Source organism: uncultured Tenacibaculum sp. (assembly GCF_947495995.1).
Classification (GTDB): domain Bacteria; phylum Bacteroidota; class Bacteroidia; order Flavobacteriales; family Flavobacteriaceae; genus Polaribacter.
In genome coordinates, this window is the sequence record NZ_CANMAX010000007.1 from 66,208 (window position 1) to 92,264 (window position 26,057).

General features: G+C 30.7%; 30 protein-coding genes. 16 read left to right on the plus strand and 14 right to left on the minus strand.

From position 1 onward, the window contains the following. The first annotated feature begins 164 nt into the window (after positions 1-164). The 3 genes from Q1A15_RS16300 to Q1A15_RS16310 are packed head-to-tail and all read left to right on the plus strand — an operon-like array spanning position 165 to position 2,619. Complete coding sequence (locus tag Q1A15_RS16300) at positions 165-1,364, plus strand: GNAT family N-acetyltransferase (protein WP_299626417.1); 1,200 nt, start codon at positions 165-167, stop codon at positions 1,362-1,364. Positions 1,365-1,396: 32 nt separating this feature from the next. Next, on the plus strand, positions 1,397-2,266 hold the full coding sequence (locus tag Q1A15_RS16305; RefSeq protein WP_299626420.1) for an acyl-CoA thioesterase II: 870 nt from the start codon (positions 1,397-1,399) through the stop codon (positions 2,264-2,266). A gap of 5 nt (positions 2,267-2,271) precedes the next feature. Further along, positions 2,272-2,619 carry an SdpI family protein gene (locus tag Q1A15_RS16310; RefSeq protein ID WP_299626423.1) on the plus strand — a complete coding sequence of 116 codons (348 nt, stop codon included), beginning with the start codon at positions 2,272-2,274 and terminating at the stop codon, positions 2,617-2,619. Between the two features lie 2 nt (positions 2,620-2,621). On the opposite strand, the gene Q1A15_RS16315 is transcribed toward Q1A15_RS16310, so the two are convergent. Then, on the minus strand, positions 2,622-3,296 hold the full coding sequence (locus Q1A15_RS16315) for an SCO family protein (RefSeq protein WP_299626426.1): 675 nt from the start codon (positions 3,294-3,296) through the stop codon (positions 2,622-2,624). Between the two features lie 155 nt (positions 3,297-3,451). On the opposite strand from Q1A15_RS16315, the gene rseP reads away from it, so the two are divergent. Further along, positions 3,452-4,810, plus strand: coding sequence for an RIP metalloprotease RseP (rseP, locus tag Q1A15_RS16320; RefSeq protein ID WP_299626429.1), 1,359 nt, complete (start codon positions 3,452-3,454; stop codon positions 4,808-4,810). Positions 4,811-5,091: 281 nt separating this feature from the next. On the opposite strand, the gene Q1A15_RS16325 is transcribed toward rseP, so the two are convergent. The 4 genes from Q1A15_RS16325 to Q1A15_RS16340 all read right to left on the minus strand — a co-directional run bounded on the left by Q1A15_RS16325 (position 5,092) and on the right by Q1A15_RS16340 (position 9,152). Then, positions 5,092-5,472 (minus strand): NHLP leader peptide family RiPP precursor, encoded by a 381-nt coding sequence (locus Q1A15_RS16325; RefSeq protein ID WP_299626432.1) that lies wholly within the window; start codon positions 5,470-5,472, stop codon positions 5,092-5,094. A gap of 410 nt (positions 5,473-5,882) precedes the next feature. After that, positions 5,883-6,752 carry a cupin-like domain-containing protein gene (locus tag Q1A15_RS16330; RefSeq protein WP_299626435.1) on the minus strand — a complete coding sequence of 290 codons (870 nt, stop codon included), beginning with the start codon at positions 6,750-6,752 and terminating at the stop codon, positions 5,883-5,885. Positions 6,753-6,848: 96 nt separating this feature from the next. Continuing rightward, complete coding sequence (gene bioB / locus Q1A15_RS16335) at positions 6,849-7,946, minus strand: biotin synthase BioB (protein ID WP_299626438.1); 1,098 nt, start codon at positions 7,944-7,946, stop codon at positions 6,849-6,851. A gap of 54 nt (positions 7,947-8,000) precedes the next feature. Next, on the minus strand, positions 8,001-9,152 hold the full coding sequence (locus Q1A15_RS16340; protein WP_299626441.1) for a beta-ketoacyl synthase N-terminal-like domain-containing protein: 1,152 nt from the start codon (positions 9,150-9,152) through the stop codon (positions 8,001-8,003). A gap of 142 nt (positions 9,153-9,294) precedes the next feature. Here Q1A15_RS16340 and Q1A15_RS16345 point away from each other — a divergent pair, with 142 nt between their 5' ends. Further along, positions 9,295-9,741, plus strand: coding sequence for a cytochrome c oxidase assembly factor Coa1 family protein (locus Q1A15_RS16345; RefSeq protein ID WP_299626444.1), 447 nt, complete (start codon positions 9,295-9,297; stop codon positions 9,739-9,741). Here Q1A15_RS16345 and bioA read toward each other — a convergent pair. The 6 genes from bioA to Q1A15_RS16375 all read right to left on the minus strand — a co-directional run bounded on the left by bioA (position 9,727) and on the right by Q1A15_RS16375 (position 14,176). After that, positions 9,727-10,992 (minus strand): adenosylmethionine--8-amino-7-oxononanoate transaminase, encoded by a 1,266-nt coding sequence (gene bioA / locus Q1A15_RS16350; RefSeq protein ID WP_299626447.1) that lies wholly within the window; start codon positions 10,990-10,992, stop codon positions 9,727-9,729. The two genes, Q1A15_RS16345 and bioA, sit on opposite strands and share 15 nt — an antisense overlap. A gap of 162 nt (positions 10,993-11,154) precedes the next feature. After that, positions 11,155-11,433: a GIY-YIG nuclease family protein gene (locus tag Q1A15_RS16355; protein WP_299626450.1), complete on the minus strand. Its 279-nt coding sequence runs from the start codon at positions 11,431-11,433 to the stop codon at positions 11,155-11,157. 157 nt (positions 11,434-11,590) lie between these two features. Continuing rightward, positions 11,591-12,205 carry a dethiobiotin synthase gene (gene bioD, locus Q1A15_RS16360; RefSeq protein WP_299626901.1) on the minus strand — a complete coding sequence of 205 codons (615 nt, stop codon included), beginning with the start codon at positions 12,203-12,205 and terminating at the stop codon, positions 11,591-11,593. 72 nt (positions 12,206-12,277) lie between these two features. Next, a complete protein-coding gene (locus tag Q1A15_RS16365; protein ID WP_299626453.1) occupies positions 12,278-12,556 on the minus strand; it encodes a GIY-YIG nuclease family protein in 279 nt (92 codons plus the stop codon). Positions 12,557-12,658: 102 nt separating this feature from the next. Then, positions 12,659-13,039 carry a DUF2007 domain-containing protein gene (locus Q1A15_RS16370; RefSeq protein WP_299626456.1) on the minus strand — a complete coding sequence of 127 codons (381 nt, stop codon included), beginning with the start codon at positions 13,037-13,039 and terminating at the stop codon, positions 12,659-12,661. 9 nt (positions 13,040-13,048) lie between these two features. After that, positions 13,049-14,176, minus strand: a complete 1,128-nt coding sequence (locus Q1A15_RS16375; RefSeq protein WP_299626459.1) for an 8-amino-7-oxononanoate synthase — start codon at positions 14,174-14,176, stop codon at positions 13,049-13,051. Between the two features lie 79 nt (positions 14,177-14,255). Here Q1A15_RS16375 and Q1A15_RS16380 point away from each other — a divergent pair, with 79 nt between their 5' ends. Both Q1A15_RS16380 and Q1A15_RS16385 read left to right on the plus strand, forming a co-directional pair. After that, positions 14,256-14,750, plus strand: a complete 495-nt coding sequence (locus Q1A15_RS16380; protein WP_299626462.1) for a hypothetical protein — start codon at positions 14,256-14,258, stop codon at positions 14,748-14,750. 61 nt (positions 14,751-14,811) lie between these two features. Next, a complete protein-coding gene (locus Q1A15_RS16385) occupies positions 14,812-15,333 on the plus strand; it encodes a hypothetical protein (RefSeq protein WP_299626465.1) in 522 nt (173 codons plus the stop codon). On the opposite strand, the gene umuD is transcribed toward Q1A15_RS16385, so the two are convergent. Together umuD and Q1A15_RS16395 are read right to left on the minus strand one after the other, a co-directional pair. After that, positions 15,330-15,758, minus strand: coding sequence for a translesion error-prone DNA polymerase V autoproteolytic subunit (gene umuD / locus Q1A15_RS16390; RefSeq protein ID WP_299626468.1), 429 nt, complete (start codon positions 15,756-15,758; stop codon positions 15,330-15,332). The two genes, Q1A15_RS16385 and umuD, sit on opposite strands and share 4 nt — an antisense overlap. Further along, a complete protein-coding gene (locus Q1A15_RS16395; RefSeq protein ID WP_299626904.1) occupies positions 15,755-17,011 on the minus strand; it encodes a Y-family DNA polymerase in 1,257 nt (418 codons plus the stop codon). Before Q1A15_RS16395 ends, umuD begins: the two co-directional genes overlap by 4 nt. 86 nt (positions 17,012-17,097) lie before the next feature. Here Q1A15_RS16395 and Q1A15_RS16400 point away from each other — a divergent pair, with 86 nt between their 5' ends. The 4 genes from Q1A15_RS16400 to Q1A15_RS16415 are packed head-to-tail and all read left to right on the plus strand — an operon-like array spanning position 17,098 to position 20,209. After that, a complete protein-coding gene (locus Q1A15_RS16400) occupies positions 17,098-17,559 on the plus strand; it encodes an Lrp/AsnC ligand binding domain-containing protein (protein WP_095068982.1) in 462 nt (153 codons plus the stop codon). A 9-nt stretch (positions 17,560-17,568) separates the two neighbouring features. Next, complete coding sequence (locus Q1A15_RS16405; RefSeq protein ID WP_299626473.1) at positions 17,569-18,150, plus strand: HupE/UreJ family protein; 582 nt, start codon at positions 17,569-17,571, stop codon at positions 18,148-18,150. A gap of 45 nt (positions 18,151-18,195) precedes the next feature. After that, positions 18,196-18,624: a dCMP deaminase family protein gene (locus Q1A15_RS16410; RefSeq protein WP_299626476.1), complete on the plus strand. Its 429-nt coding sequence runs from the start codon at positions 18,196-18,198 to the stop codon at positions 18,622-18,624. Then, complete coding sequence (locus Q1A15_RS16415; protein WP_299626479.1) at positions 18,617-20,209, plus strand: S41 family peptidase; 1,593 nt, start codon at positions 18,617-18,619, stop codon at positions 20,207-20,209. Before Q1A15_RS16410 ends, Q1A15_RS16415 begins: the two co-directional genes overlap by 8 nt. 38 nt (positions 20,210-20,247) lie before the next feature. On the opposite strand, the gene Q1A15_RS16420 is transcribed toward Q1A15_RS16415, so the two are convergent. Further along, positions 20,248-21,684 (minus strand): DNA/RNA non-specific endonuclease, encoded by a 1,437-nt coding sequence (locus tag Q1A15_RS16420; RefSeq protein WP_299626482.1) that lies wholly within the window; start codon positions 21,682-21,684, stop codon positions 20,248-20,250. 267 nt (positions 21,685-21,951) lie between these two features. On the opposite strand from Q1A15_RS16420, the gene Q1A15_RS16425 reads away from it, so the two are divergent. The 5 genes from Q1A15_RS16425 (at position 21,952) to Q1A15_RS16445 (ending at position 26,036) form a co-directional block, all read left to right on the plus strand. Further along, positions 21,952-22,506 (plus strand): RNA polymerase sigma factor, encoded by a 555-nt coding sequence (locus Q1A15_RS16425; RefSeq protein WP_299626485.1) that lies wholly within the window; start codon positions 21,952-21,954, stop codon positions 22,504-22,506. A gap of 6 nt (positions 22,507-22,512) precedes the next feature. Further along, on the plus strand, positions 22,513-23,274 hold the full coding sequence (locus Q1A15_RS16430; RefSeq protein WP_299626488.1) for a HEAT repeat domain-containing protein: 762 nt from the start codon (positions 22,513-22,515) through the stop codon (positions 23,272-23,274). A 7-nt stretch (positions 23,275-23,281) separates the two neighbouring features. Next, a complete protein-coding gene (locus Q1A15_RS16435; RefSeq protein WP_299626491.1) occupies positions 23,282-24,067 on the plus strand; it encodes a hypothetical protein in 786 nt (261 codons plus the stop codon). 29 nt (positions 24,068-24,096) lie between these two features. Then, a complete protein-coding gene (locus tag Q1A15_RS16440) occupies positions 24,097-24,825 on the plus strand; it encodes a DUF4097 family beta strand repeat-containing protein (RefSeq protein WP_299626494.1) in 729 nt (242 codons plus the stop codon). A gap of 92 nt (positions 24,826-24,917) precedes the next feature. Beyond that, positions 24,918-26,036 (plus strand): hypothetical protein, encoded by a 1,119-nt coding sequence (locus Q1A15_RS16445; protein ID WP_299626497.1) that lies wholly within the window; start codon positions 24,918-24,920, stop codon positions 26,034-26,036. The last annotated feature ends 21 nt before the right edge of the window (positions 26,037-26,057 follow it).

Here is a 26,057-nt window from a genome sequence, read left to right on the forward strand (position 1 = left end):
AGTAGAAACTTAAGTCTGTTTATACAGGCTTTTTTTATATTTCATAATGTAGTATTTTGTAAAAGAAAAGCTAAAACTTGAAGAAGTATTATAATTTTGCTTTTTTACGCTTAACTTGCAATTACCAGAACATATATACGACAGTATAGCTTTAAATTATTTAATTGAATATTTGTAAAAAAATACAGAACGCCAATTACTATCCTACAGTAGAAGATATTCCAGAACATATTTGGAAAGAATTAAACTGTACAAACGATCTATATTTTAATCCGAATTACTTATCTGCTATATCAAAATATCATGAAGATATAGATTTTTGGTATGTAGTTTTATTCGATGATCATTATAAACCTATCGCTTTTTCAACAGTTCAAGTTGTGAATTTTTATCTAGATAGTGTTCAAAATGAATTACAAAGTATTGTTGAATTCATAAAAAAAATAGGTCGAAAATTACACTTGTTGTCAGATCAAAAACCTTTAAAAATTTTAACCTGCGGAAATACATTTGTTAGTGGTGAACACGGAATTTTTATAAAAGAAGGACAAGACAAGCAAAAAGTAATTAAGCAAATTGCAAAATCTGTACTGCACCTGGTAAACGATGAAGGTCATTTTGATTATAAGGTAAGTGGATTTATGCTTAAAGATTTCGAACACGAATCTTTATTTATAAGTGATGAACTTTTAGGCTACAATTATCACTCGTTCAATGTTGAACCTAACATGCTAATGCAAATTGATGAAGATTGGTCAGATTTCAATGACTATTTAGCTGCGATGAAAACAAAGTTTCGAGTAAAGGCTAAAAAAGCAATGGAGCGTAGCGCCAGTTTAGAAGAGATTGATATTACAGAAAGTAATATTGATATGTATTTAAAAGATATGGAAAAGCTCTATAAAAATGTGTCTTCTAAAGCAGGGTTCAATCTAGGAGAATTCAATTTGCTTTCTTATGCTGTATTGAAGGAAAACTTAAAAAGAGATTATATTATTAAAGGATATCTTTTAAATAATAAATTGGTAGGTTTTTTATCAGGAATGATTAATCAAGGAAATTTAGATGCTCACTTTGTTGGTATTTCTTATCAGTATAATAGAAAGTATGCTGTTTACCAACGTATGCTTTACGATTACATAAATATTGCTATTTCACATAAGTTAAAACAAATTAATTTCGGTAGAACTGCAAGTGAAATCAAAAGTTCAGTAGGTGCAGAACCTCAGGATTTAACCATTTATTTCAGACATAAAAATAGTATACCAAATAAAATTTTAAAGTGTTTTATAGATAAAATTCAGCCTACACCATTTCAGCAAAAGCATCCATTTAAAGCTAAAACTCTTGTTAAGCAGAGTTAAAAAGAGTACTTTTAACTTATAAATTCAACTCAATGAAGAATACTATAGAACTAGTAAATATTCTTACGCTTGAAGATCAGGGAGATAATAATTTTAGCGGAATCAGTAAGGATATTGGGAGTCCAAATGTATTTGGAGGTCAGGTTTTAGCACAGTCATTAAACGCAGCTTACAGAACAGTTCCTGAAAGAAAGATTTTACATTCTTTACATTCTTATTTTCTAGAGCCAGGAAACTTAGAATTACCAATTATATACAATGTACAAACAATTCGTGATGGAGGAAGTTTTTCTACACGAAGAGTTACAGCACATCAAGGAGATAAAACCATTTTTATTTTAGCGTGTTCGTTTCATAAAATTGAAGAAGGTTACGAACATCAAATGCCAATAAAAAAGGATATCAAACAACCTGAAGATTTATTGAGTTGGACAGATATGTTAGATCAGTTTGGTGATTTTCTTCCTAAGAAAATGAAGGCTTTTTTAAGTATCGAACGTCCTATAGAATTTAAACCAGTTCAAGTTGTAAATCCTTTCGATCAAAAAGATTTACCACCAGTTGTAGATGTTTGGTTTAAGTTGAAAGGGGATAGTTCTGATTTAAACTTAGCGCAAAAACAACAAATTCTAACGTATATTTCTGATTATAATATTTTAACTGCATGTTTATATCCGAATGCAAGTAAAGCTCATTTCGGAAATACACAAATGGCAAGTTTAGATCACTCTATGTGGTTTTATAGAGATTTTGATTTTAGTGATTGGTTATTATTCTCAATTGAAAGTCCGAATTCTTATGGAGCTAGAGGATTTGCTTGTGGAAATATTTATACAAGAGACGGAAAATTAATTGCTTCTGTAGCACAAGAAGGTTTAATGCGACCTCAAAGAAAAAAATAAAATTTATGAGTCCATTTTTATACGTACTATCTGTAAACGGATTGTTATTTCTTTTTAGTTTGATTTTTTATTTCTTTCCACCAAAAAAGATCAATTCATTTTATGGTTATCGTACTCCTCGTACGATGCAAAATCAAAACATTTGGGATTTTGCTAATAACTTCTTTAATAAACAGTTTTTAATTTATGCAGGAGTTTCTTTAGTTGGAGCTTTTTTATTAGCAATAATAAATCCAAAAATCACATGGCAACCAATGATTTTATTGGTGTTATGTTTAGCTGTTTCAGTAGTTAAAACAGAACAAGAGTTAAATAAGTTTTTCGACAAAGAAGGGAAAAAGAAGAAGAAATAAAATTATTGATACTCTTCTTTTAGTAGTAAAATATCATCAATAATTTGCTGCATGTTTTCGAACTTTGTACCATCATATATACCGCGAATTCTTCGATCTTTATCAATAAGAATGAAGTTTTCTGTATGAATAAAATCTTGTTCACCACCATCTCCTTCGTCTAAAACAGCGAAATAGCTTTTTCTAGCCAATTCGTAAATATGTTTTTTATCACCAGTAGTTACATTCCATTTTTCATCAATAATTCCCATACGTCTACTATAGGCTTTTAAAGCGGGAACAGAATCTTTTTTAGGAGTTACAGAATGCGAAAGAAAAAGAATATCGTTATCATCTTTAAAATATTCTTGTAATTCAACCATATTATTAGCCATCGGAATGCAAATGCCTTTGCAGGTAGCAAAAAAGAAATCAGCAACATAAATCTTTCCTTTGTAATCTTCTTGTGTAACTTTTTCTCCATTTTGATTTGTTAATTCAAAATCGGCAACCGTATGATTTTTAGTGAACATACGAATCGATTTATCAACCAATTTCGGATTTACATCTGCAGGATTGTAAATAGGTAACTTTTTATCAACCTTCACTAGAAAGTAATAGCAAGGTAAAGCCACTATTGAAAAAAAAAGTAAAAAAATAAAAGTGTATTTAGATTTTTTAAAGAAAGCTATATTCATTTCACATTGTAATTTCTCTACAAAAATACGGCTTAAAAAAAGGGTTTCCTAAAATCTTTGTTAAAACCTATAAAAGTATAAATAAGCAATTTTTACAACTCTACTTAAAAGCGTACATTTGTTACATTTTTTAGGATAAAGACACAAAACCATTTATGGAAATACTTATAAAAGCCTCACAATTCATATTAAGTTTATCACTCTTAATTGTTTTACATGAATTAGGACATTTTGTTCCTGCTAAATTATTCAAAACCAAAGTAGAAAAGTTCTATTTATTTTTCGATTACAAGTTCTCACTTTTCAAAAAGAAGATAGGTGAAACAGTTTACGGTATTGGTTGGATTCCTTTAGGAGGTTATGTGAAAATAGCTGGAATGATTGATGAAAGTATGGATACGGAGCAAATGAAAGGAGAACCACAACCGTGGGAATTCCGTTCGAAACCAGCTTGGCAACGTTTAATTATTATGTTAGGTGGAGTTATCGTGAATTTCATTTTAGGTATTCTAATTTACATTTGTTTAATGTGGGTATACGGTGAAAAGTATTTGCCAAACGACAATGTAAAAGATGGTGTTTGGGTACAAGATGCCTTAGCTGTAAAATTAGGATTGGAAACTGGAGATAAAGTTATTTCTGTTGATGGAAAAACGATTAAGAAGTTCAATCAAATTCCTATCGAATTAATTAATGGTAGCAGTTTTGTTATTGAAAGAAACGGAGAGAAAATAGAAAAGAAAATTCCAGTTGATTTTATTTCTAATTTAGTAGATAGAGGTAAAGATGCAGGAAGTTTTATTTTACCAAGATATCCTTTCGTAATTTCTAATGTTGGAAAAGAATCACCTAATTTAAAATCGGACTTAAAAGCTAAAGATATGATTGTATCTATTGGCGGAACTCCGATTAAATATTTTGATGAAGGAAAAGATTTATTTGCAAAATTAAAAGGAACAAAAACTACGATTGAGGTTAAAAGAGGAAACGAAATTAAACCTATCGAAGTACAAGTTACAGGTGAAGGTAAATTAGGTGTAGGTTTAGCACAATTACCAATGCGTGATTTAGAAAAGTTAGGTTACTATAGTTTAGAAACTAAAACTTATTCTTTTGGTCAAGCAATTCCTGCAGGTTTAAATAAATCTTGGAATACATTAACTGGTTATGTTAAACAATTAAAGAAGATTTTTAATCCGAGTACAGGTGCTTATAAAGGTTTAGGAGGTTTTATTTCTATTGGTAGCATATTCCCATCTGAATGGAGTGCACAAACTTTCTGGAATATTACTGCTTTCTTATCAATCATGTTAGGATTTATGAACTTATTACCAATCCCTGCACTAGATGGAGGTCATGTTGTATTTACTCTTTGGGAAATGATTACTGGAAAGAAACCTGGTGATAAATTCTTAGAGTATGCTCAGTTAGTAGGTTTTATTATTTTATTAATCTTACTAATCTTTGCTAATGGTAATGATGTTGTGCGTTTAGTAAATAGTTGGATGAAATAATTCAAACTGTTTTTACTTTTAAAGAAAAGTTAATTGGAGCGATCCAATAATAATCTTTTCTGCAGTCTGAACAGTTGTAAAGTTTTAAAAAAAATAATTGTTTAGCGATACCGGTTCTTCTTTTTCTAGAGCGATTAGAAGAGCCACAATGTGGACAAGCTTTCATGAATTTGATTTTTAGTTATACCTATATAATTATTCCTAACTTAAATTAATTCATAAAATAATATGAAGTATAAAAAAAGAAGAGGATCTTTTCCCCTTCTTTTCATTACAGAGTTTTAAGCCCAATAATTAGATTGATCATATCTATTATGATCATTTATATCTCCAATGTTAAATATCTGACTCAAACCAGTAAAGAAAGTCGGCCAACTTCCTCCTGCTACTTTTTCTAAGGCAGTTTCACTTAATTCGACGTCATCAAAATTTGGTTTAGCAGGTATATTAATATATGTAATAGCCTCATCTGTTTGATCAGTAAATACTACTTTTTTATCTGCTTTAAATTTTATTTCTTGGCCGAAAGACTCTTCAATTGCTTTTTGAGGATTCTCGATTAATTGATTTTTAAATTCTGTATCATCCCAAGCTTTTTCTATAATGTCTTTAAATAATTTTTGTTCTTTGGTAAGTTCCATACTATGTTTAATTTTTGTCAAAATTAATATTTGAAACAATTACATTTAAGACATTTGAAAGTGTAAAACAGACAAGAATTGTAGGTGCTTCAAGAATTTGCCAAAGATTTTTCACTAATCTTTGCTAACGGTAATGATATTGTTCGTCTCTTTAAGTAAATACTTAAGAGACGTTAACTTTTAAGGAAAAGTTAATTGGAGCGATCCAATAATAATCTTTTCTGCAATCTGAACAGTTGTAAAGTTTTAAAAAAAATAATTGTTTAGCGATACCGGTTCTTCTTTTTCTAGAGCGATTAGAAGAGCCACAATGTGGACAAGCTTTCATGAATTTGATTTTTAGTTATACCTATATAATGATCCCTAACTAAAGTTAATTCATAAAAAATATAAAGCATAAAAAAAAGAAGAGGATTTTTCCCCTTCTTTTTTTATTTTATGTTGTTAGCCTTATTTGTTCTTGTAATGGCTTGTTCGTTTTTCCAGTCGATCCAATTCTGACCTTTAATGCGTCGCATTATGTTATCAATTGTTCGCATGATAAAGACGTTATAAATGGCTTTTCCTAAGTTTTTAGGGTTTCTTGCTATTGCACGTAGGCTCATTGAAAAACCAGGCGTTACATAGCGCATATAATGCCAATAACCTTCAGGCATATATAATACATTACCATGTTCTAATTCTGCAACATGACCTTTAGCTTGTTTTAAAGCTGGCCATTTCTCAAAATCTGGATTATTAAAGTCTATATCTTCTCTGGTAATTAAAGAATGTGGTATTTTATATAAAAACTTATTCTGTTTTTGATCGAATAAAATACACTTTTTCTTTCCTTCGAAGTGAAAATGGAAGATGTTAGCTAAGTCAATATCATAATGCATGAAAGTATAAGAATCTCTACCTCCAAAGAACAACATCGGTAAGCCTTTCATTAATCTTAAACCAAAATCAGGAAAAGAAAAATCTTTTTGTAAAACAGGCACTTCCTTTAAAACGTTCCATAGAAATATTCTAAACTTAGTAGGTTCACGCTTCAGTAAATCAACATACTCACTCATCTTCATTGTAGCGTGTGGTTCGTTAAAACCATCTTTATAATCTACAGGTCTATCATCGTATAAAGGAACAGTTTTGTCTCCAGCAACTTCTTTCATGTATTCTAAAGACCACTTAGAATATGCTGGCCAATCTTCAATAAAACGCTCAATAACAACAGGTTTTTGAGGCTTGAAATAATTTTTGATAAAGTCTTCTTTAGTAATCGTTTCGACCCTATCTATTTGTTCCAATTGTAATCCCATTAGTCAAATTTTGATAACAGCAAAGTTAAGAAAACGTTACGAAACCTTTTTTAAAAGTAATTGTTAAAATAAATTATCCTATTTGTAATATCTATTTTATGCTTTTACTTGCTTAGCTTCTTGTTTTTTAATTTCATTTCTTTCAATCTTATGACCTGGTCTAGTCCATTTTGGTTTTTCTCCTAAATCATTATATTGAGAGTCTTCAGCCTCAACAGTTTTAGGTTGCATTTTCTTGATAAATGGCTTTTGAGGGTTTAATCCAAGTAACTCGAATAACTTCATGTCCTCGTTTACATCTGGATTTGGAGTAGTTAATAACTTGTCTCCAGCAAAAATTGAATTCGCTCCAGCGAAGAAACACATTGTTTGTCCTTCTTGACTCATTTGTGTTCTACCGGCAGATAAACGAACTTGAGTTTCTGGCATTACAATACGTGTTGTAGCAACCATGCGTACCATTTCCCAAATTGAAACAGGTTTTTGATCTTCTAATGGAGTTCCATCAACAGCTACTAAAGCGTTAATTGGTACAGATTCTGGTTGTGGATTTAATGTAGATAAAGCTACTAACATTCCTGCTCTATCTTCAATAGCTTCACCCATTCCAATAATTCCACCAGAACAAACTGTTACGTTTGTTTTACGAACGTTATCGATAGTTTCTAAACGATCTTCAAATCCTCTAGTTGAAATTACTTCTTTATAGTATTCTTCAGATGAATCTAAATTGTGGTTATAAGCATATAAACCAGCTTCAGCTAAACGGTGTGCTTGATTTTCAGTAATCATACCTAATGTACAACAAACCTCCATATCTAGCTTATTAATAGTTCGAACCATTTCTAATACTTGATCAAATTCTGGTCCGTCTTTCACATTTCTCCAAGCTGCACCCATACAAACTCTCGAACTTCCAGATGCTTTAGCACGTAGTGCTTGTGCTTTTACATGACTTACACTCATTAAGTCGTTTCCTTCTACATCTGTATGATATCTTGCTGCTTGTGGACAATATCCACAGTCTTCTGGGCATCCTCCTGTCTTTATAGAAAGTAACGTAGATACCTGTACTGTATTTGGATCGTGATGTTTACGGTGTATTGTAGCTGCATCATATAACAGCTCCATCATTGGTTTATTATAAATCGCTAAAATTTCTTCTTTAGTCCAGTTATGTCTAGTCTCACTCATATAGTCGTCATTGTTTGCGTTATCAAAAGTAGGAAAACTAATTGTATTATTATACTATTTTGAAATTAAAACTGAAACAGCATTACCTCCAAAACCAACAGCATTTACTATTATTTTTTTTATTTGTTTAGGCTTCTTTTGTGGTTGAGCAAAAGGAACTTCGATTAGTTTTTGATGAGTCAACATGAGTAAACCTAACTCAAAATTTAGAAGCCCAGATGCACCAAAAGTATGTCCTAATTTCCATTTATTGGTAGTTAAAAAAGGTTGATGATTTCCAAATACTTTTTTAACTGCATTAATTTCTGAAGAATCTCCTTTTATAGTTCCAGGAGCATGCATTACGATGGCATCTACTTCATCTAAATCGATGTTTTTACAAGCCATTTTCATCGATTTTTGAAAACATTCAGCATCAGCAGTAACAGATGTATTATGTTTTAAAACTTCAGTAGCGTAACCGATACCTTTAATTTTTGCTATAGTATTTTCAGTTATTTCATTTTCTAAACATACAGCGGCAGCACCTTCGCCTAAAACCATCGTATTTTTTGTTTTTTCTAAGTCAAAAGCTTTACAAGGATAACCTTCAGTTTCTTTAGAATATACTTTTAAAGCTTTCATTTGTGCTACGGTAAATTCAGTTAACGGAGCTTCACTTCCACCAACTAAAAATTTATCGCATAAACCTGCTTGTAACCAAGCTACACCATTAAGTAAAGAGTGTAAGGCTGTAGAGCAAGTAATAGAATGAGATATTTCTGGTCCGTTACTTTTTAAGTCGTGTGCGATCCAAGAAGAAATATTACCAAGTGTTGTTGTTGGCGAGCTTAATGTTGATGAAGTTCCTGTTTGTAAAAACTCTTCATGGTATTTTTCAAATAAAGCTGTAGCTCCTCGAGAAGAACCAATATTAATTCCAAAATCATCACCAGTTTTCCAACCTGCTTTTTGCGTAGCTATACGTGAAGCATAAATAGCAAATAAAACAGTGTTATCTAGGTTTTTATATTTATTGTCAGCTTTTCTTAATGCCGATATAGCTTCTAAATCTTCATCTGCAATCCTTGCCACCCATTCTGTAAAGTTTTTAAAGGTGGTTTTAGTCATTCTATGATTAGTATCTAAATAACTATTCCATACTTCTTCCGAAGTTTTTCCTAAAGGAGAAATTGATGCAAATGCTGAAATTGATATAGGTTTCAATACAAAAAAATTTCAGCAAAATTAAGGTTAAAAAGATAAAGAAATAGAACTGTTTCAGTTTTTAACAAGAAAGCTAAAAATGAAAATCTTTACAAATCGTTGTAACAAGTAAAGCTAGAAATAGTCTTATTGAAAAAACAGTATGAACGAAAGACCTCAAAAAAGTTGGTTTGGTAGAAATTGGCCTTGGGCTTTGCCTGTTGGTTGTTGCTCTGGATGTTTAATCCTAATTTTAGTATTTGTTTTCGGTTTGGGAGCTGCTATTTTCGGATTTGTAAACGAGTTTGTAGATGCTTCACCTCTTGATGAAGTTATCGAATTGGCCAAACAAAATGAAAGAGTTGTCGAATTATTAGGAGAAGATATCGATTCTGAAGGATTTCCTAACGGAAATATTTCAATCAAAGATGACGGAGGAGAGGTTGATTTCTTGATAGAAATTGCTGGAGATAAAGGAGAAGGAAACCTTGTTGTAAAAGGAATTCGAGTTGATGGAAAATGGGTGTACGAAGAATTATATGTACTGATTAAAGAAACAGGGGAACAAATTAATTTATTAGAGAAAGAAAAGATTCTAGAGAGTATCTAGAACCTTTTCTATAGTAACATATATTTTTTCTAATTGTTCATCTGTAATTACATACGGAACTTGAATGTAAATGGTGTTTCCTAAAGGTCTTAAAAACACACCTTCTTTCATAAAAGAAGATAATAATAAGTCTCTTAAAGTTCCATAACGTTCCATGTTTGTGTCTAAATCTAAAGCGAAAATGACTCCAATAGATCGGGTTGATTTTACTTTAGCGTGTGTTTTGATTTTTTCACTAAAGGCAATATGTGATGTGCTAATTCGCTGAATATTATCTTGAATCTCTTCAGAAGTTAATAAATCTATACTTGCAATTGCAGCCGCACAACCGATCGGATTCGCGGAATAGGTATGACAATGGAAATAGCCTTTTGCAATATCGTTACTTAAAAAAGCATCGTAGATTTTCTGAGTACAAGAAGTAATTGCCATCGGAACTAATCCACCAGTTAAAGCTTTACTTAAACAAATAATATCTGGTTTCGTAGATACATGATCTGAAGCAAAGTTTTTTCCTGTTTTACCAAAACCAGTCATTACTTCATCTGCAATAGTTAAAACATCATTGTTTCTACAATATTCAATAATTTGATTTAATCCTTCAATATTGTGAATTTTCATTCCGGCAGCTCCTTGCACAATAGGTTCGTAAACAAAAGCTGCTATTTTATTATTGGCAATAATTTCAGATAACTGTTCTAAGATTTCAGTGTGATTCTCTCCATTTGGTACTGGAATTCTATGAATATTTATTAGAAAATCTTCAAAAGGTCCGTTATAAACTGAAAGTCCAGATGTAGACATGGCTCCGAAAGTATCTCCGTGAAAACCATTTTCAAAAGCAATAAAAGTTGTGCGTTTGTCTCCAATATTGAAATAATACTGTAAAGCCATTTTTATAGCCGATTCTACAGCTGTTGAACCATTATCGTTAAAGAAAATTTTAGCTTGATTTTCAGGAAGAATTTGAATTAGTTTTTCTGAAAGTTCTACAGCAGCAGGATGTGTAAAGTCACTAAACATGATTTGATCCAATTGCTGCATTTGCTGATAAACACGATTGGTGATAAAATCGTTACAATGACCAAACATACATGTGTACCAAGAGGAAATAGCATCGATATATTCGTTACCATGTTCATCTGTAAGGATACATCCTTTAGCTTTTACAATTCCTAAACTATTCGGGTGTGTTTGGTGTTGTTTTAAAGGATGCCAAATGTGTTTTTTATCGCGTTCTTGTAGTGTCATGGTTTCGTTCTATTAATTAACGTTATGCTGAACTTAATTCATCATTAATGAGACCCTGAAATAAATTCAGGGTGACGTTTACTAATTTTTAGCAAAAATAGTTGTTTTAATAAGATCTAGAGATTGCCGTCATGCTGAACTTGTTTCAGCATCGCATCAAAATTAATATTCTAGTGTTTTTAAAGTTGGATTTACTTTTTTAATCAAGTTTATTTTCCATTCCTTATGCCAATTCTTTAGTTGTTTTTCTCTTGAAATGGCTTGGTGAATGTCTGAAAACTTTTCAAAGTAAATTAAATCTGATAAATTATACTTTTTAGTAAAAGCAGAACCAACTCCTTGTTTATGTTCTAGAATTCGTTTTTCTAAATTGGAGGTAACTCCAATATAAAAAGTCGTTCTATATGTATTTGTAAGTATGTAAACAAAGCTTTGTTTCATCATTAATGAGACCCTGAAATAAATTCAGGGTGACGATTTATAAGTTTCAAAACAAAAATAATTGTTTTAATAAAATCTAGAGAGTACCGTTATACTGAACTTGTTTCAGTATCACATCAAAAAAGTAAGCTTCAGATATTCTAATAAAATTAGATTATTACAACTTATCTTTAAACAGTTCAGCGTACTCTCGAATTACATTCTGATCGATGTAAGGCTCTTCTTCAATTCTTCCAATTACAGGAACTCCACTCATTTTTTTTATGATACTTTCTGTGGTTGGATGCTCATCTCCACTAAAAATTAAAGAAATATCAAACCCTTTTTCTTTCAGTAAATTTAAAGTTAGTAAGGTGTGATTAATACTTCCTAAATAATGACGAGAAACTACAATAACTTTATAATCAGGTTGAATTAAATCTAAAATAGTATGGGCGTCGTTTAAAGGAACTAAAAGTCCACCAGCACCTTCGATAACTAAATTATTTTGAGTTTCTGGAGCTTTAATTTGATTGATGTCAATCGTAATTCCATCAATTTCAGCAGAAGCATGCGGACTCATTGGTGTTTTTAACGCATAGCTATTTGGATGAAAAACAGACTTTTTGTTTGTTACTAACTTTTCTACTTTATGTGTATCTGAATAATCTAAATCGCCAGATTGGATTGGTTTCCAATAATCAGCTTCTAAAGCTTCTGTAATAATTGCTGAAGCAACAGTTTTTCCTACCTCTGTAGAAATACCGGTGATAAAATATTTTTGTCGTTTCATCATAAAACAAAAGTAGTAAGTTTCAAATAAAAATCAGTAGTATCGTCATGCTGAATTTAGTTCAGCATCACATCAAACATCTAATGTTTTTAAAACTGGATTTACTTTTTTAATCAAGTTTATTTTCCATTCTTTACGCCAATTCTTTAGTTGTTTTTCTCTTGAAATAGCTTGGTGAATGTCTGAAAATTTTTCAAAGTAAATTAAATCTGATAAATTATACTTTTTAGTAAAAGCAGAACCAATTCCTTGTTTGTGCTCTAGAATTCGCTTTTCTAAATTTGAAGTAACTCCAATATAAAAAGTTGTTCTATATGTATTTGTAAGTATGTAAACAAAGCTTTGTTTCATTATGATGGGACCCTGAAATAAATTCAGGGAGACGTTCTCAATTTTCAATAAAAGTAATGAACCATGGTAAAGTATGTAAAATAATATTTCTTATACTTTTTTTCATTTAAAGATTGTTTTACAATCGTTACAAATTAATTTTCGTGGTTCAAAAAATAGGAAAAGCATGTAAAAGAAATTCTTTCGCTGTACATCGGCTACTAAAATCCTTGTAGAATTACAATTCGGACAATGAATGGCATTACCTTTATTGTCAGTTTCATAAGTTCTGATGTCGTTATAAATTTCAGAAGCTTTTTTTAAATCTTGATTAAAAACTAAAAGTTTTACACCACCAATAGCTTGACTAATCAATGGATCTGAGTCTATTGTAGTTTCATCCATTAACATGGTTCTAATGTTTTCAGAATCTAACTTAGATTTCACCAGTTGAGCTTCAGTGGAATATTCAAAAACAGCTAAAATTGTATAATCGTCTCTCATTTTTCTATTTTAAACAAAGGTAGCAAGTTGTTCTAGAATAGTTGTAATGTCTTTTTTAGAATTAAAACTATGCAAACAAAAACGTAATCGTTCTTGACCTTCAGGAACTGTTGGAGAAAGAATTGGTTTTATATTGAATCCGTTTTCTTGTAATTGTAGTGCAATGGCTTTTGTTTTTTCTATTCCAGAAATTACAGAGCAGTGAATAGCAGAATTACTTTCAATAAAAGAATTATCTAATTGTAATCGTATTACTTCACTTTTAAAGAAATTGATATTTTCTTCTAGTTGCTGAATGATTTCAGATTTTAAATGCAGGTAAGCAACTTGAATTGTGGCTAATGCATGAGGTGACAAACCTGTGGTGTAGATAAAACTTCTAGAAAAGTTAATCAAATAACTGTATAATTTTTCACTTCCTAAGATTGTTGCTCCATGACAACCTAAAGCTTTTCCGTAAGTTATAATTCTAGCAAAAACTTCATTTTCCAATTGTAATTGCTGAACTAAACCTTCACCTTTTTCTCCGAAAACACCCAAAGCATGAGCTTCATCAACAACCAAATATGCATTATGTTTTTTAGCAACAGTAACTAATCCGTTAAGATTTGGTGTGTCACCATCCATAGAAAATACTGATTCTGTAACAATGTAAATGGTGTCATGCTGAACTCGTTTCAGCATCTCATCTAGGTTTTCTAAATCATTATGCTTGAATTTGTAGCTTTTTGCATTCGAAAGTTGAATTCCGTCTCGAATAGATGCATGGATATATTCATCATATAAAATCACATCACCACGTTGAGGAACACAAGAAAAGAATCCGACGTTAGCATCGTAACCAGAATTAAAAAGCAATGCTTTTGGTGAATTATGAAATTGAGCAATATAGTTTTCAGTTTCTTGATATAACTGATGATTTCCAGAAATTAAACGAGAACCTGTAGCTCCATTGATTTTGATGTTTTTATCTAATAACAGCTGATGTGTTTGATCGAAAACAGATTCAGATTGCGCTAAACCTAAATAATCATTAGAATAAAAATCAATACGATTGGTATCAGATTTTAAACTTCTTAAGGTGTTAGAAGTTGTTCTTTGAATGAGTTTTTGTTCTAGTTTCTTTGGAAAATTCATCAGTACAAAAATAACAAAGAGTTAGCAGATAGAAATTACAATGTTATTGGTTAAGTTTGTAATAACAAATTGTGTCTGGATGAAAATTAAAGTTATCGCTATTCTAATATTATTAATTTTTACCTCTTTAAATGCTCAATCTAAAGATGAGAAAATAGAAAGCTTAATAAGTAATGATCTCATCAAATCAAATCAGAAAAATCAGATTAAGAAAATTGTTTCTGAAATAGAAATTGAATCTAATGCAAAATATATTTTAGCATTATATCAATTAAAATTTAAAGAGTTTACTGGTTATAAGCAAGGAGTTTTAGATGTTAATATAGATTTTGATAGTTATAAAAACACAGAAGAAGAACAATTATTAGTAAGAAAAAAACTTTTTAATTATCTGGAAAAATTAAAAAATATTGGATTGATTTCTAATGAACAGTTTTATTTTCAGAAAGAAAGAGTGGAAAGAGATGACTACGTTGATATTTTAGAGCTTTTGCCAGATTTGGTTGCTCAGGTATTTTATGATGAAACTTTAGCTCCTAATAAATTGAATAGTTATAGAAAAAAAATTAATTGAATATAATATAATTACAGAAGAGAAAAATAAAAGCTTAAAAAATTATATTGATAGTAATAAAGTGAAAACTCCTTATCAATTTATCGATTTTTGTGAAAAAGCTCGGTTTTTTGATTTAGCTAAGTTTTCGGATAACCCTAAAATTTATTTAGAAGAAATTCATAAACTTACTGCTGAAGTATTACCGGAATTAAAATTTTCAAACTTTAAATATGAAATAAAGTCTCATCCTGAATCATCTGTAGATCCTCTTTTACCAAGTCACGTTTTAATTTCGTTTGATTGTAATAATAAAACTTATGAATTTAAAAGTTTTATTTCATTAGATGATATTACTAAAGAGAGAAGATATTTTGGAAAACTAGATAGTACTGAGTATTACCAGATTTTTAATCAAGTTTTAAAAGACTTAAAATCTCCTTACAGGTTGCACCATGTTTACTCTAGTTATAATTACACAGACAAATTCGATCCTCAATATTTTGGAATAATTGCTTTAAGAGAGAGTCAGATAGGAATGTTTCGGGATTTTAACAGTTATTGGAATTATTTGAGAGTCAGTTATGAAGATTTTAAAAACTAAACACGCTTAATCACATTTGTTACAATTCCCCAAATCACGAAGTTATTTTCTTCGGTGATTTTAATAATTGGATAATCTGGATTTTCAGGTTGTAACCAAACTTCGTTACCGTCTACACGAAGTCTTTTTACAGTAAATTCACCGTCTAAAAAACAAACGGCGATTTTATTATTTGTTGGAGGAATACTTCGATCGATAACCAATAAATCGTTATCATCTAAACCAGCACCAATCATCGATTGTCCGCTAACACGAGCAAAAAAAGTAGCTTCTTTATTACGAATTAATTCTTCATCTAAAGAAATTCGCGATTCCTTAAAGTCATCAGCAGGAGAAGGAAATCCAGCAGAAATTCCAGTATCAAAAAAAATAGCACCTTCACTATCTGTGCTTTTCGGACTAAAGAATGTTAATGTTACACTCATTTTACAACTATTATATCGTTAATGTTTGTTGTGTATTTAGGAGTTAATCTTTCTTGACGCATTTTCCAAGTTCTTTGCAGATCTTGGTTAGCTAATTTAACACTATTTGACTTATATTTTTGGTTAATAAGATCAATAGCATTCATAAGAGGTTTATGTTTAGGATCTTCTTTGGTGAATAAATCGAGTTGAAAGTTATCTTCTGGAACCAAACCTGTAACAATTACACCAGCTCGTTTATATTTTATACCTGGTTTAAATATTGTTTTAACAGCTTCAACAGCACATTTACTAATAATTAGCGATGAGTTTGTTGGATTTGGAAGAATTACCGTTTTACTTACTCGATGTTGTTCTAAGTGTTCTTTATGACGGTCGCTACGAAGTAAAACGACAATCATATGACAACTGTGTTTTTGCTTTCTTAATTTTTCTGCACAATTTGTTGCAAATGTAGATACACGTTCTTTAATGTTTTCAATATCAGAATAGGTATATTCAAAACTACGTGTTGTTGCAATTGCTTTTTTATCTTTTTCTTCGTCTAATTCCATTGTTGGTTTTCCCAATAGATCTTGCTGTAATCTCCAAACCACAATAGAATATTTTTTGCGAACCATTTCACTATCCAATTGTGTAAAGTCATAAGCTTTTACACAACCAGCGGCTTTTAATTTCTTCTGGAGTCCGCGACCAATTCCCCAAACTTTTTCAAGAGGCATCCATTTTAAAGCTTTGATTCTTTTTTCTTCAGAATCAATAACATAAACACCTCCGGTTTCTTTAAGGAATTTTCGAGCAATTTTATTAGCGACTTTACTTAGAGCTTTTGTTGGAGCTATACCAACACAAGTCGGAATTCCAGTCCACTGCAAAATGCGATTTCGAATTTGATTTCCGTAGTCATCTAAATCATAATTTTCGAAACCTTTAAATTGAAGAAAAGCTTCATCAATAGAATAAATTTCAACATCTGGAGTAAATTGAGCTAGAATTTTCATCACTCGATCACTCATATCTCCGTATAACGGATAATTGGAAGAAATTACTTTAATGTTGTGTTGTTTACAATAGTTTTCCCATTTAAAAATAGGAGCTCCCATTGGTAAACCGATTACTTTAGCTTCATCACTTCTAGAAATTACACACCCATCGTTATTACTTAAAATAGCTACAGGTTTGTTTTGCAAGTTCGGATTAAAAACTCGCTCACAAGAAGCATAAAAATTATTACAATCAACTAAAGCAAACATCAGTGCAAATTTAATCATTAATATAATAGTTTTTTAAATTATACTTTGATATTCATAACCTTTAAACTTTTCCTTACTTTTGTTTTATGTCGAAAAAATTAAAAATTGATGGTATCGATAAAATTATCATCAAACGGTTAGTAAAAGACGCACGAACCCCTATTTTAAGTATAGCAAGAGAAGTTGGAATTTCTGGAGCAGCTATCCATCAAAGACTACGTAAATTAGATGAATCTAATCTGATTGATGGGTATAAAATGGTTTTAAACCCAGAAGCTTTAGGATACACTACAACCGCTTTTGTTGGAATTTTTTTAGAGTCTGCGAGCTTATATTCTTCAGCAATAAAACGATTAAAGGATATTCCTGAAGTAGTAGAAAGTCATTATACAACAGGTAACTATGCTGTTTTTATCAAGATTATGTGTAAGAATAATCAAGATTTAATGCATTTGTTAAATAAAGATATTCAATCTATAAAAGGAGTCTCAAGAACAGAAACATTTATATCTTTGGATCAACAAATCGATCGACAAATAAAAATTTAAATCCCTGCAATGAACGAATTTATCGAGTACTTTAAATTAGGATTATTTCATGTGTTAGATATAAAAGCATACGATCATATCCTTTTTTTAATAGTTTTAGCTGTTGTATATCAATTTAAACAGTGGAAAAAAGTATTATGGTTAGTAACTTTATTCACCATTGGGCATTCAATAACTTTAGCATTGTCTGCTTTTGGAGTTATAAATGTTCGAGCAGATTTAGTTGAATTTTTAATTCCGCTTACTATATTCATTACTGGATTAATGAATGTGCTTACCGCTAGAAAAGCATCTGTAGGAAAAGAAAATCAGAATTTATTTTTTGCTTTATTTTTCGGATTAGTACACGGATTAGGTTTTTCTAACTACTTCAAAATGATGGTAAGTAGAGGAGAAGATAAATTAGTCCCATTATTAGAATTTGCTTTAGGAGTAGAAGCTGCTCAAGTAATTATTGTTGCTTTAATATTACTTGTTGGAGGATTAGTTCAATCTGTTTTTGGAGTAAATAGAAGAGACTGGATTTTAGTAGCATCATCTATCGTAATTGGTTTTGCATTACAAATGATGGTTGATCGTGCTTTTTGGTAAAAATTAACGTTGAAAACTTAATTTTCTCCGTATTTTAGCTTTCCTATGACTTTAACAAAAAAAGAATTAAAGTATGCTAAAGCCTATTTGAAAATAGCTGAAGAATGGGCACAGCTTTCCTATTGTCAACGTAAAAAAGTAGGTGCGATTATTGTAAAAGATCGTATGATTATTTCTGACGGATATAACGGAACTCCTACAGGTTTTGAAAATGTTTGTGAAGACGAAGACGGAAAAACAAAATGGTCGGTATTACATGCAGAAGCAAATGCAATATTAAAAGTAGCGGGTTCTACACAATCTTGTAACGGAGCTACGTTATATGTCACTTTATCTCCTTGTCGAGAATGTAGTAAATTAATCCATCAATCAGGAATCACAAGAGTGGTATATTCTAATAAATATAAAGATATTTCTGGATTAAAATTTTTAGAAAAAGCTGGAGTAGAATTGATTTACTTACCGAATGAATAAAAATTACTTACCTATATTTTTCGCTATAGCAACTGCCTTCGGAATTTTAGTTGGTTATTTTTTTAGCGGAAATAATGCAAGATTCAATAAAGTATCTGCAAATGAGCAAAAAGTAAAACGTCTAATAAACTTTATTCAACGAGATTATGTAGATAAAGTGGATACAGATCAATTGTTAGATGGAGCAATAGCAGAAATGTTATCTAAATTAGATCCACATTCCGTTTATATTCCAAAAGAGAATTTACAAGCCATTACCGAAAACATGCAAGGTAATTTCGTTGGTATTGGAGTACAGTTCCGATTAATTAACGATTCAATTACCGTTATTCATCCTATGGAAGGTGGTCCTAGTATTAAAAAAGGAATTTTAGCTGGAGATAGAATCTTAATGGCAGATGAAGATACGTTGTATGGTAAACGATTACGAAATGGGCAAATTTTAAAAAAATTAAAAGGAGCACCAAATTCACAAGTTAATTTACAAGTATATCGCAAGTCTAATGATAGCTTATTTAATATTTCTATCGGAAGAGGGAAAATTAATATCAAAAGTGTTGACGTAGCGTATATGTTAAACGACAGTATAGGTTATATTAAGTTAGATCGATTTGCTCAAAACACATATAGAGAATTCAAAACTTCATTAGATAATCTGTTATCGAAAGGAATGACAGACTTAGTGCTAGATTTACGAGGTAATGGAGGTGGTTTTATTCATATTGCAAATAAAATTGTAGATGAATTTTTAGAAGATGACAAGCTTATCGTGTTTACGAAAAATAATGGCGGAGAAGTGGTTGAATCTTTTGCTACTGAAGATGGTGATTTTGAAGATGGAGGATTATATGTATTGATTGATGAAAATTCAGCTTCAGCATCTGAAATTGTTGCAGGAGCATTGCAAGACAACGATAAAGGAACAATTATCGGAAGAAGATCTTTTGGTAAAGGTTTGGTACAAGAAGAAATGGATTTAGGTGATGGATCTGCTGTACGTTTAACAACAGCTCGTTATTATACACCTACAGGTAGATCAATACAAAAGCCATACAGATCCAAAGGAAAGAAAATTCAAGATCAGTTTAAGGGGGTAAATTCTTTAGAGTTAACTTACGATGAAGAAGTAGAAAGTCGTTATAGAAACGGAGAATTATTTAATAAAGACAGTATTAAACTAGTCGATAGTTTACAATATAAAACGCCTAAAGGAAAAGTTGTTTATGGTGGGGGAGGTATTGTGCCAGACGTATTTGTTCCAATAGATACTACAGCTTATTTACCAGCTATATTTTTCGGACCGATGAATGATTTTGCATTTAATTATGTTGATAACAATAGAGAAGCCTTAAATAAATTATCATTCGAGGAGTTTGTAGATGATTTTGATAAAGATCAGAAAATATCGGATCGTTTCTTTACTCAAATCAAAGATGTTCGAACATCAGCTAAAACTAAAGAAAAGCTTAGAAAACTTTTAAAAATAAACATAGCTAGAGAATTATTTAATGATGAAGGTTGGTATCGACTCAATCATTTAGATGATAAAATGATAAAACAAGTTCTCGAACTTGAAAAAAAATAAAACAAAAGCTCGCTTGAAAAGCGAGCTTTTTTATTCAATTATATACTAGATCTAGAACTAATGTTTGATTCGATAATGTTTTCAATTGCATCAGGTATATTTTCAAAGAAATCATATCCAGTAAGATTTTCAATAGCATCTACAGAAGTCAGGTATTGTCTCCAGTTAGACGATACATTTTGATTATTAGGAATATTAACGGCTATTATTTTTGTATTTGTAGTTACTCTATTAATATCGTTAGTTCCATTTGGTAAAATTAAAGCTACTTTCCAGAAAGAACCAGGAACATTAATTCTTCCGTTACTAAGTTTCTCACGATATCCTCTACTTCCAGAACCACCTGTGCCAATAACACCAGCAATAATATGTATTTCATTTCCGCTGTTCACTAAAGAACGTAAATGTCTTTCTAATCCGACCCAAGGTCTAGTATTGTTTCTAGGAGCTTGAGGAGCCATGTTAGTCATAAAAAATGTATTTGCGTTTTCTTGTCCAGTTACTGTTCGATCAGCAGATGGACAAATATGCCCTCTATGAAATCCAGAACTCCTATATTCATTATCTCCAATTCTTTTAAAATTGCTTGGTAACGAATTATCTTGTTGAAAGCAATTACAACGTCCTCTACTACCTAGCCAGTCTGCGTTTAAATGCCAACTAACCCAATTTGGAGTTCCATTTTCATTATTATACGAAAGTGTAAATTCTGGTTTAACAAGGAAATAATTATTAGGGCTTGTTGTGTTAGCATCAGAAGGATTTCCAAACGTTAAGTTACTATCTCTTCCAGCATTGTCACCTCCATTATCTCCGCCTCCATTAGCGTCGGTGACAATTTCGAAATTATCAATGTTAATACGATTAGAACCACCAGAAACTTTTGAGACACCATAGCGTACATTTCTATTTTCATTAACTTCAAAAGAAACTGTGTTAAGTGTAGTAGAAGTGGTATTTATCGTTTCTCCAACTGAGATCCAAGAATCTCCATTATCATAAGAAGCTACTAATTGCCAAGAAGAATTATCATCATTTCCATATTTAGCATGACGAATACGTATTGTTTTGACACCGTCTTCCATGTTAAAGGCCATTAAAATGTAACCAGTTTCTCTTAATCTTGCTGCTCTAGATCCAAATTTTCTATCTCTAGAACCAGTTCCAATTTTTGCATCACTAAAACTCCAGTTTCCAGACTGATTCAAATCTATAGTTGTTGTATTGTAAAAAAACTTAGACTTCGATTCAAATCCCTCAGTAAATCCAGTAATCCTTCTTGAGGTATAGTTATGTTCGTGTGGACCTTGGTTGTCATAAAAATTAGTGTCGACCATCATTGAACCACTAATTTTTAAAGGTTCAAATATGGTATTTTCTTTTTCTTGAGTAATAATTTCATCATCATTACAACTCAGAAGTAGGGATAATGATAGTAAATAGATAAGACCTTTAAAAGGGGAAATTAATTTCATAATAGAATAATATTAGGTTAATAGTGTTTGCAAATCTATTTTTTCAACATTATTAAAAAGAGAACGAAAAGTTAATTCAATAGAAAAGAAACGTTAAGAGTATAAACGACATTATTTGAAATGTGATATAGTCTTGTTCTTGTTTTTTGAATGAAAATTATTATCTGAGTAACTTGTGTTTTTATTTTAAAAAATTTAAAGTAAAATGTAACCTTTAAAAAAAACGGAGGTATTAATAATAGAAACTAATCAAAACTACCAAACAAGTTGAAGCATTTAACTGATGAACAATTAATGAAGGCAGTAGCCAACGGAGAGCTAAATAAGCTATCTGTTTTATTCGACAGGTATCATGTTCGAATCTATAATTTCTTTCAGAAAATGACACACAACAAAATGGTAAGTGAAGATTTAACACAAGAAGTTTTTATTAAAGTATTAAAATATAGAAGCTCTTATAACAATGGCAATTTTGCTTCTTGGGTATATACTGTGGCTAGAAATATATTTTCAAGTCATTATCAAAAGCAAAAAAAGGAAAGAACAAATGTGATTGAAGATGATATATTAAGTTCTGAAGGAAAACTATTTGTAGAATCTAATAAAGAAGATTTAGAATATCTACAGCGATCATTATTGAAACTAAATGATAAAGATAGGGAGCTTATTGTGATGCATAAACTTCAAGAAATGCAATATGAGCAAATTGCAACTATTGTAGGAAGTTCAGAAAATGCTGTAAAAGTGAAAACACACCGAGCATTAAAGAAATTAAAAGACATTTATTTTCGATCAGTAAACGTAATAGGTAACAAAAACTAAGGCATGATGAAGTGTAAAGAAATACAAGATAAATTAATGGCATATGTGATGCACGAAGTTTCTGATACAGAAAGAAATTTAATTGAAGAACATATTGAATCGTGCGACGCATGTCAGTTAGAATTAAAAAATACACAACTGCTTATAGAAGTTTTAGATGAAGTAAAAGAAGAACAACCAAGCATAGCTATAAAAGAACGTTTTGAGACTGCTTTACAAGAGGAAATCAAACTAGAAAAAGAAAAAAGTAAAGTAGTAAAATTAGAAACGAAGCAAGAATGGAAAAGTTATTTACGAGTAGCTGCAAGTGTTGTGATACTAATTAGTGGTTATTTCTTAGGTAAAATGTCGAATAATGAACCAGAAATAAACTCAAATAAAGAACAACAAGCCTTATTTGCATTATTAGAAAATCAATCGGCAAGCAAACGTATTTTGGCAATATCGAAAACAACAACATATTCTGTAGATGATACAAGAATTATCGATGCACTCATCAATAAAATGTTTGTAGATAAGAATATTAATGTTCGTTTAGCAGCGGTAGAAGCCTTAACAAAATTTTCAAGTTTAGAAAAAGTTAGAAATGCATTATTAAAAGCATTAGAAACCGATACCGAACCATCGGTACAAATAGAGTTGATTCAAGTTTTAGCAGAAATTCAGGAAAAAAGAGCGCTCATTCCTATGAAAAAATTGTTAGATCATGAAGAAACGCCAGATTATGTCAAACAAGAGTTAGCCTATAACATGCCAACTTTAATTTAATAAAATTATGAGAAAATTAATCACAGTAGCAGTAGTATTATTAGCGTCCGTTGTATACGGACAAACAAAAACATTTAACTATAAATTACAAGGAGTTAAAACGGTTAAAATAGACACCGATACAAGAGTTAAAATCAATGCCGGAAAATCAGGAGAATTGATCATTACAGAGAAAAATTATCAATACGCTAGTGATGAAAACATGAAATCTCTTGAGGAAAAAACAAAAGGTTTAAAAGCAATTTATGCAGGCGGAGACGATAATACCGACGGTATGGGATTCTCTATCGAAAAGAAAGGAGATATTTTAAATATAGTTGATTTAAGATCACATATTAAACGTAGTGGCTTTTCAATGTCGTTGCCAAAAGATGTCAATATTATATTTACAACACCAAATTTAGGAGCTGTTGAAGTTACAGGTTTTACTTCCGAAGTAGAAGCAGCGACAAACGTCGGAGAAATTATAATGAAAGACGTAACAGGACCAATTACTGTGAATGCAAACACGGCGTTAGTAAATATTATCTTTTCTAAAGTTAATCAAGGTTCACCAATTACGATATCATCAAATACTGGTGAAATAGATGTCACAATTCCTGCAAGTACAAAAGCGAATTTAGACTTAAGAACTCGAGGAACTTTTTATACAAACTTTGATATTGAAGTGCCTAAAAAAGACGGACTAAGAGCTGTAAGAGGAAATCAGAAAATCTCTAGTAAGTTGAATAATGGAGGAGTTCAAATCAAATTAAAATCTTCAATGGGGAATATCTATCTCCGTAAAAAATAAACAACACAAAATAACTTAAACTATTTAAAATGAAAAGAATACTTTTTTTCATAGGACTACTATTGTCTTTTAGTAGCCTATCAGCACAGAAAAAAACAGAAATTAAGAACAATCTTTCAGGAATCGAAAAGGTTGAGGTAAACGTAAAATTTGCTCAAGATATTGAAATCAAAAACTGGGATAAACAAGAAATTGTAGTTAAAGCATCGGCAAATTTAAATGATAATACACAAAATGAATACTTTTCGTTAAAAGGTGAAAAATTAGGTAACACTTACGTAGTAAAATCAGATTATGGAGATTTCTTTAAAAAATATCAGAATAGAATTAACAAGTCAGATAAAGATTCAGATTGCGAAAATTGTAAATGTAAATATCACAACGAAGTAATTGTAGATTATACGATTTATGCACCTAAAAATATTGCTTTAAAAGTGAAAAGTATTTCAGGAAATGTAAAAGATCTAGAGTTTAAAGGTAAGCTTAACTTAGATTTAATTAGTGGGAATATTTCAGTGAAAAAGCATTCAAAAGACATGAAATTAAAAACCATTAGTGGAGATATAGATGTTTATATCGCAGACGCAGAATTTAAAGCACAAACTTTAACGGGTACAGTATATTCTGATTTAGACATAGATTTTAATCACAGTAATAAACGCGATGCCACTCAAAAAGTTTATGGAAAAGTAAAAAAAGGTTCAGCTTCATTAAAAATGAATACGATAAGCGGAAACATTTTTTTAAGAAAAATATAAAGAGATTATTAGCTTTTTAAGCATTCAAACAATCATTAATCGAGAGTTTTTTTAAATTGCATTACTAAACCAAACTAAAAAAACAAGTTTATATGAAAAAATTGCTCTTCGGATTAGTGATTGTTGTTGCTACTTCTTGCACAAAAGAAACAAAAACTTATAAAGGATTACCTGTTTTGAAAACCAATAAAAACGCTGTTGATGTTCAGTTTAATAGCAATTGGTATAAAGGAGCTTGGGGAATTAAATCAAATGAACAAAAAGATACGCTAAGAGTTAGTTGTTTAAATGCAAAAGAACCAGTGGCTTTTGCTTCTGAAATAGATAGTATTTCTTTTTTAGTAGAAAGTAACAAGACGTATGAATTTTATGCGCAATTTCAAGATTCTATTTATAGTCATATGCTAATTATTGCTGAAGCTTATCCGAAGGAAAAAATAGCATTTGAAACATCAAAGAATACTCCGAATTTACAGATTCAATACACTGCGAATAACGATGTTCCATTCTTGAAAAGCTTAGCTGAAAAATATCCAATTGCGGAAGCTTTAGCTAATAAAACTACTGATGTAGATAAAATTTTAAGTGTTTTAAATTGGACAAACAATAGATGGCAACATAACGGAAATGTATCACCGAGCAAACCTGATGCAATTACAATTTTAGATGAAGCTAAAGAAGGAAAGAATTTCCCATGTTTTGCTTATGCGGTTGTGTTGAAATCTCAATTAGAAAATGCTGGTTTTAAATCGCGTACGATCTATTTAAAAACAAAAGATGTTGAAACCAGAAAAGGCTCTCCAGGTCATGTAGCGACTGAAGTGTATTCTCCAGAGTTAAAAAAATGGATTTTTATTGATGGACAATTTAATATCATGCCAGTTTTAAACGGAAATCCATTAAATGCAGTAGAACTTCAAGAAGCAATAACAAATAATTATGAGGCTTTAGTTATGAAAAGTCTTGCCGAAGTTTCTAAACGTGAGTATGTAGATTTTGTTTACGATTATCTGTATCATTTTGACGTAAGTTTAGATCAGCGTTATTTGGAAAATACAGATTTAAAGAAACATGAATTCTCTGGAAAAAGCAGTTTGATGTTAGTGCCGTCAGGAAGTAAAAATCCTACCAAAATAAATTTCTGGAATATGACTTTAGATGATTATTTCTATACGAATTCACTAGAAGATTTTTATGCTAAACCAGTGTAAAACATATAAAAAAAGGCAGGA

What these genes read in the sequence shown, in the direction of transcription:
- Q1A15_RS16395 (WP_299626904.1), bottom strand. Translation starts at nt 17,011, where the DNA reads ATGTTTGCTTTAGTTGATTGTAATAATTTTTATGCTTCTTGTGAGCGA.
- rseP (WP_299626429.1), top strand. Translation starts at nt 3,452, where the DNA reads ATGGAAATACTTATAAAAGCCTCACAATTCATATTAAGTTTATCACTC.
- Q1A15_RS16375 (WP_299626459.1), bottom strand. Translation starts at nt 14,176, where the DNA reads ATGAATTTTCCAAAGAAACTAGAACAAAAACTCATTCAAAGAACAACT.
- Q1A15_RS16315 (WP_299626426.1), bottom strand. Translation starts at nt 3,296, where the DNA reads ATGAATATAGCTTTCTTTAAAAAATCTAAATACACTTTTATTTTTTTA.
- umuD (WP_299626468.1), bottom strand. Translation starts at nt 15,758, where the DNA reads ATGAGTGTAACATTAACATTCTTTAGTCCGAAAAGCACAGATAGTGAA.
- Q1A15_RS16355 (WP_299626450.1), bottom strand. Translation starts at nt 11,433, where the DNA reads ATGAAACAAAGCTTTGTTTACATACTTACAAATACATATAGAACGACT.
- Q1A15_RS16405 (WP_299626473.1), top strand. Translation starts at nt 17,569, where the DNA reads ATGAACGAATTTATCGAGTACTTTAAATTAGGATTATTTCATGTGTTA.
- Q1A15_RS16415 (WP_299626479.1), top strand. Translation starts at nt 18,617, where the DNA reads ATGAATAAAAATTACTTACCTATATTTTTCGCTATAGCAACTGCCTTC.
- Q1A15_RS16330 (WP_299626435.1), bottom strand. Translation starts at nt 6,752, where the DNA reads ATGGGATTACAATTGGAACAAATAGATAGGGTCGAAACGATTACTAAA.
- Q1A15_RS16400 (WP_095068982.1), top strand. Translation starts at nt 17,098, where the DNA reads ATGTCGAAAAAATTAAAAATTGATGGTATCGATAAAATTATCATCAAA.
- Q1A15_RS16305 (WP_299626420.1), top strand. Translation starts at nt 1,397, where the DNA reads ATGAAGAATACTATAGAACTAGTAAATATTCTTACGCTTGAAGATCAG.
- Q1A15_RS16420 (WP_299626482.1), bottom strand. Translation starts at nt 21,684, where the DNA reads ATGAAATTAATTTCCCCTTTTAAAGGTCTTATCTATTTACTATCATTA.
- Q1A15_RS16440 (WP_299626494.1), top strand. Translation starts at nt 24,097, where the DNA reads ATGAAAAGAATACTTTTTTTCATAGGACTACTATTGTCTTTTAGTAGC.
- Q1A15_RS16430 (WP_299626488.1), top strand. Translation starts at nt 22,513, where the DNA reads ATGAAGTGTAAAGAAATACAAGATAAATTAATGGCATATGTGATGCAC.
- Q1A15_RS16410 (WP_299626476.1), top strand. Translation starts at nt 18,196, where the DNA reads ATGACTTTAACAAAAAAAGAATTAAAGTATGCTAAAGCCTATTTGAAA.
- Q1A15_RS16380 (WP_299626462.1), top strand. Translation starts at nt 14,256, where the DNA reads ATGAAAATTAAAGTTATCGCTATTCTAATATTATTAATTTTTACCTCT.
- Q1A15_RS16445 (WP_299626497.1), top strand. Translation starts at nt 24,918, where the DNA reads ATGAAAAAATTGCTCTTCGGATTAGTGATTGTTGTTGCTACTTCTTGC.
- bioD (WP_299626901.1), bottom strand. Translation starts at nt 12,205, where the DNA reads ATGAAACGACAAAAATATTTTATCACCGGTATTTCTACAGAGGTAGGA.
- bioB (WP_299626438.1), bottom strand. Translation starts at nt 7,946, where the DNA reads ATGAGTGAGACTAGACATAACTGGACTAAAGAAGAAATTTTAGCGATT.
- bioA (WP_299626447.1), bottom strand. Translation starts at nt 10,992, where the DNA reads ATGACACTACAAGAACGCGATAAAAAACACATTTGGCATCCTTTAAAA.
- Q1A15_RS16310 (WP_299626423.1), top strand. Translation starts at nt 2,272, where the DNA reads ATGAGTCCATTTTTATACGTACTATCTGTAAACGGATTGTTATTTCTT.
- Q1A15_RS16370 (WP_299626456.1), bottom strand. Translation starts at nt 13,039, where the DNA reads ATGAGAGACGATTATACAATTTTAGCTGTTTTTGAATATTCCACTGAA.
- Q1A15_RS16435 (WP_299626491.1), top strand. Translation starts at nt 23,282, where the DNA reads ATGAGAAAATTAATCACAGTAGCAGTAGTATTATTAGCGTCCGTTGTA.
- Q1A15_RS16345 (WP_299626444.1), top strand. Translation starts at nt 9,295, where the DNA reads ATGAACGAAAGACCTCAAAAAAGTTGGTTTGGTAGAAATTGGCCTTGG.
- Q1A15_RS16365 (WP_299626453.1), bottom strand. Translation starts at nt 12,556, where the DNA reads ATGAAACAAAGCTTTGTTTACATACTTACAAATACATATAGAACAACT.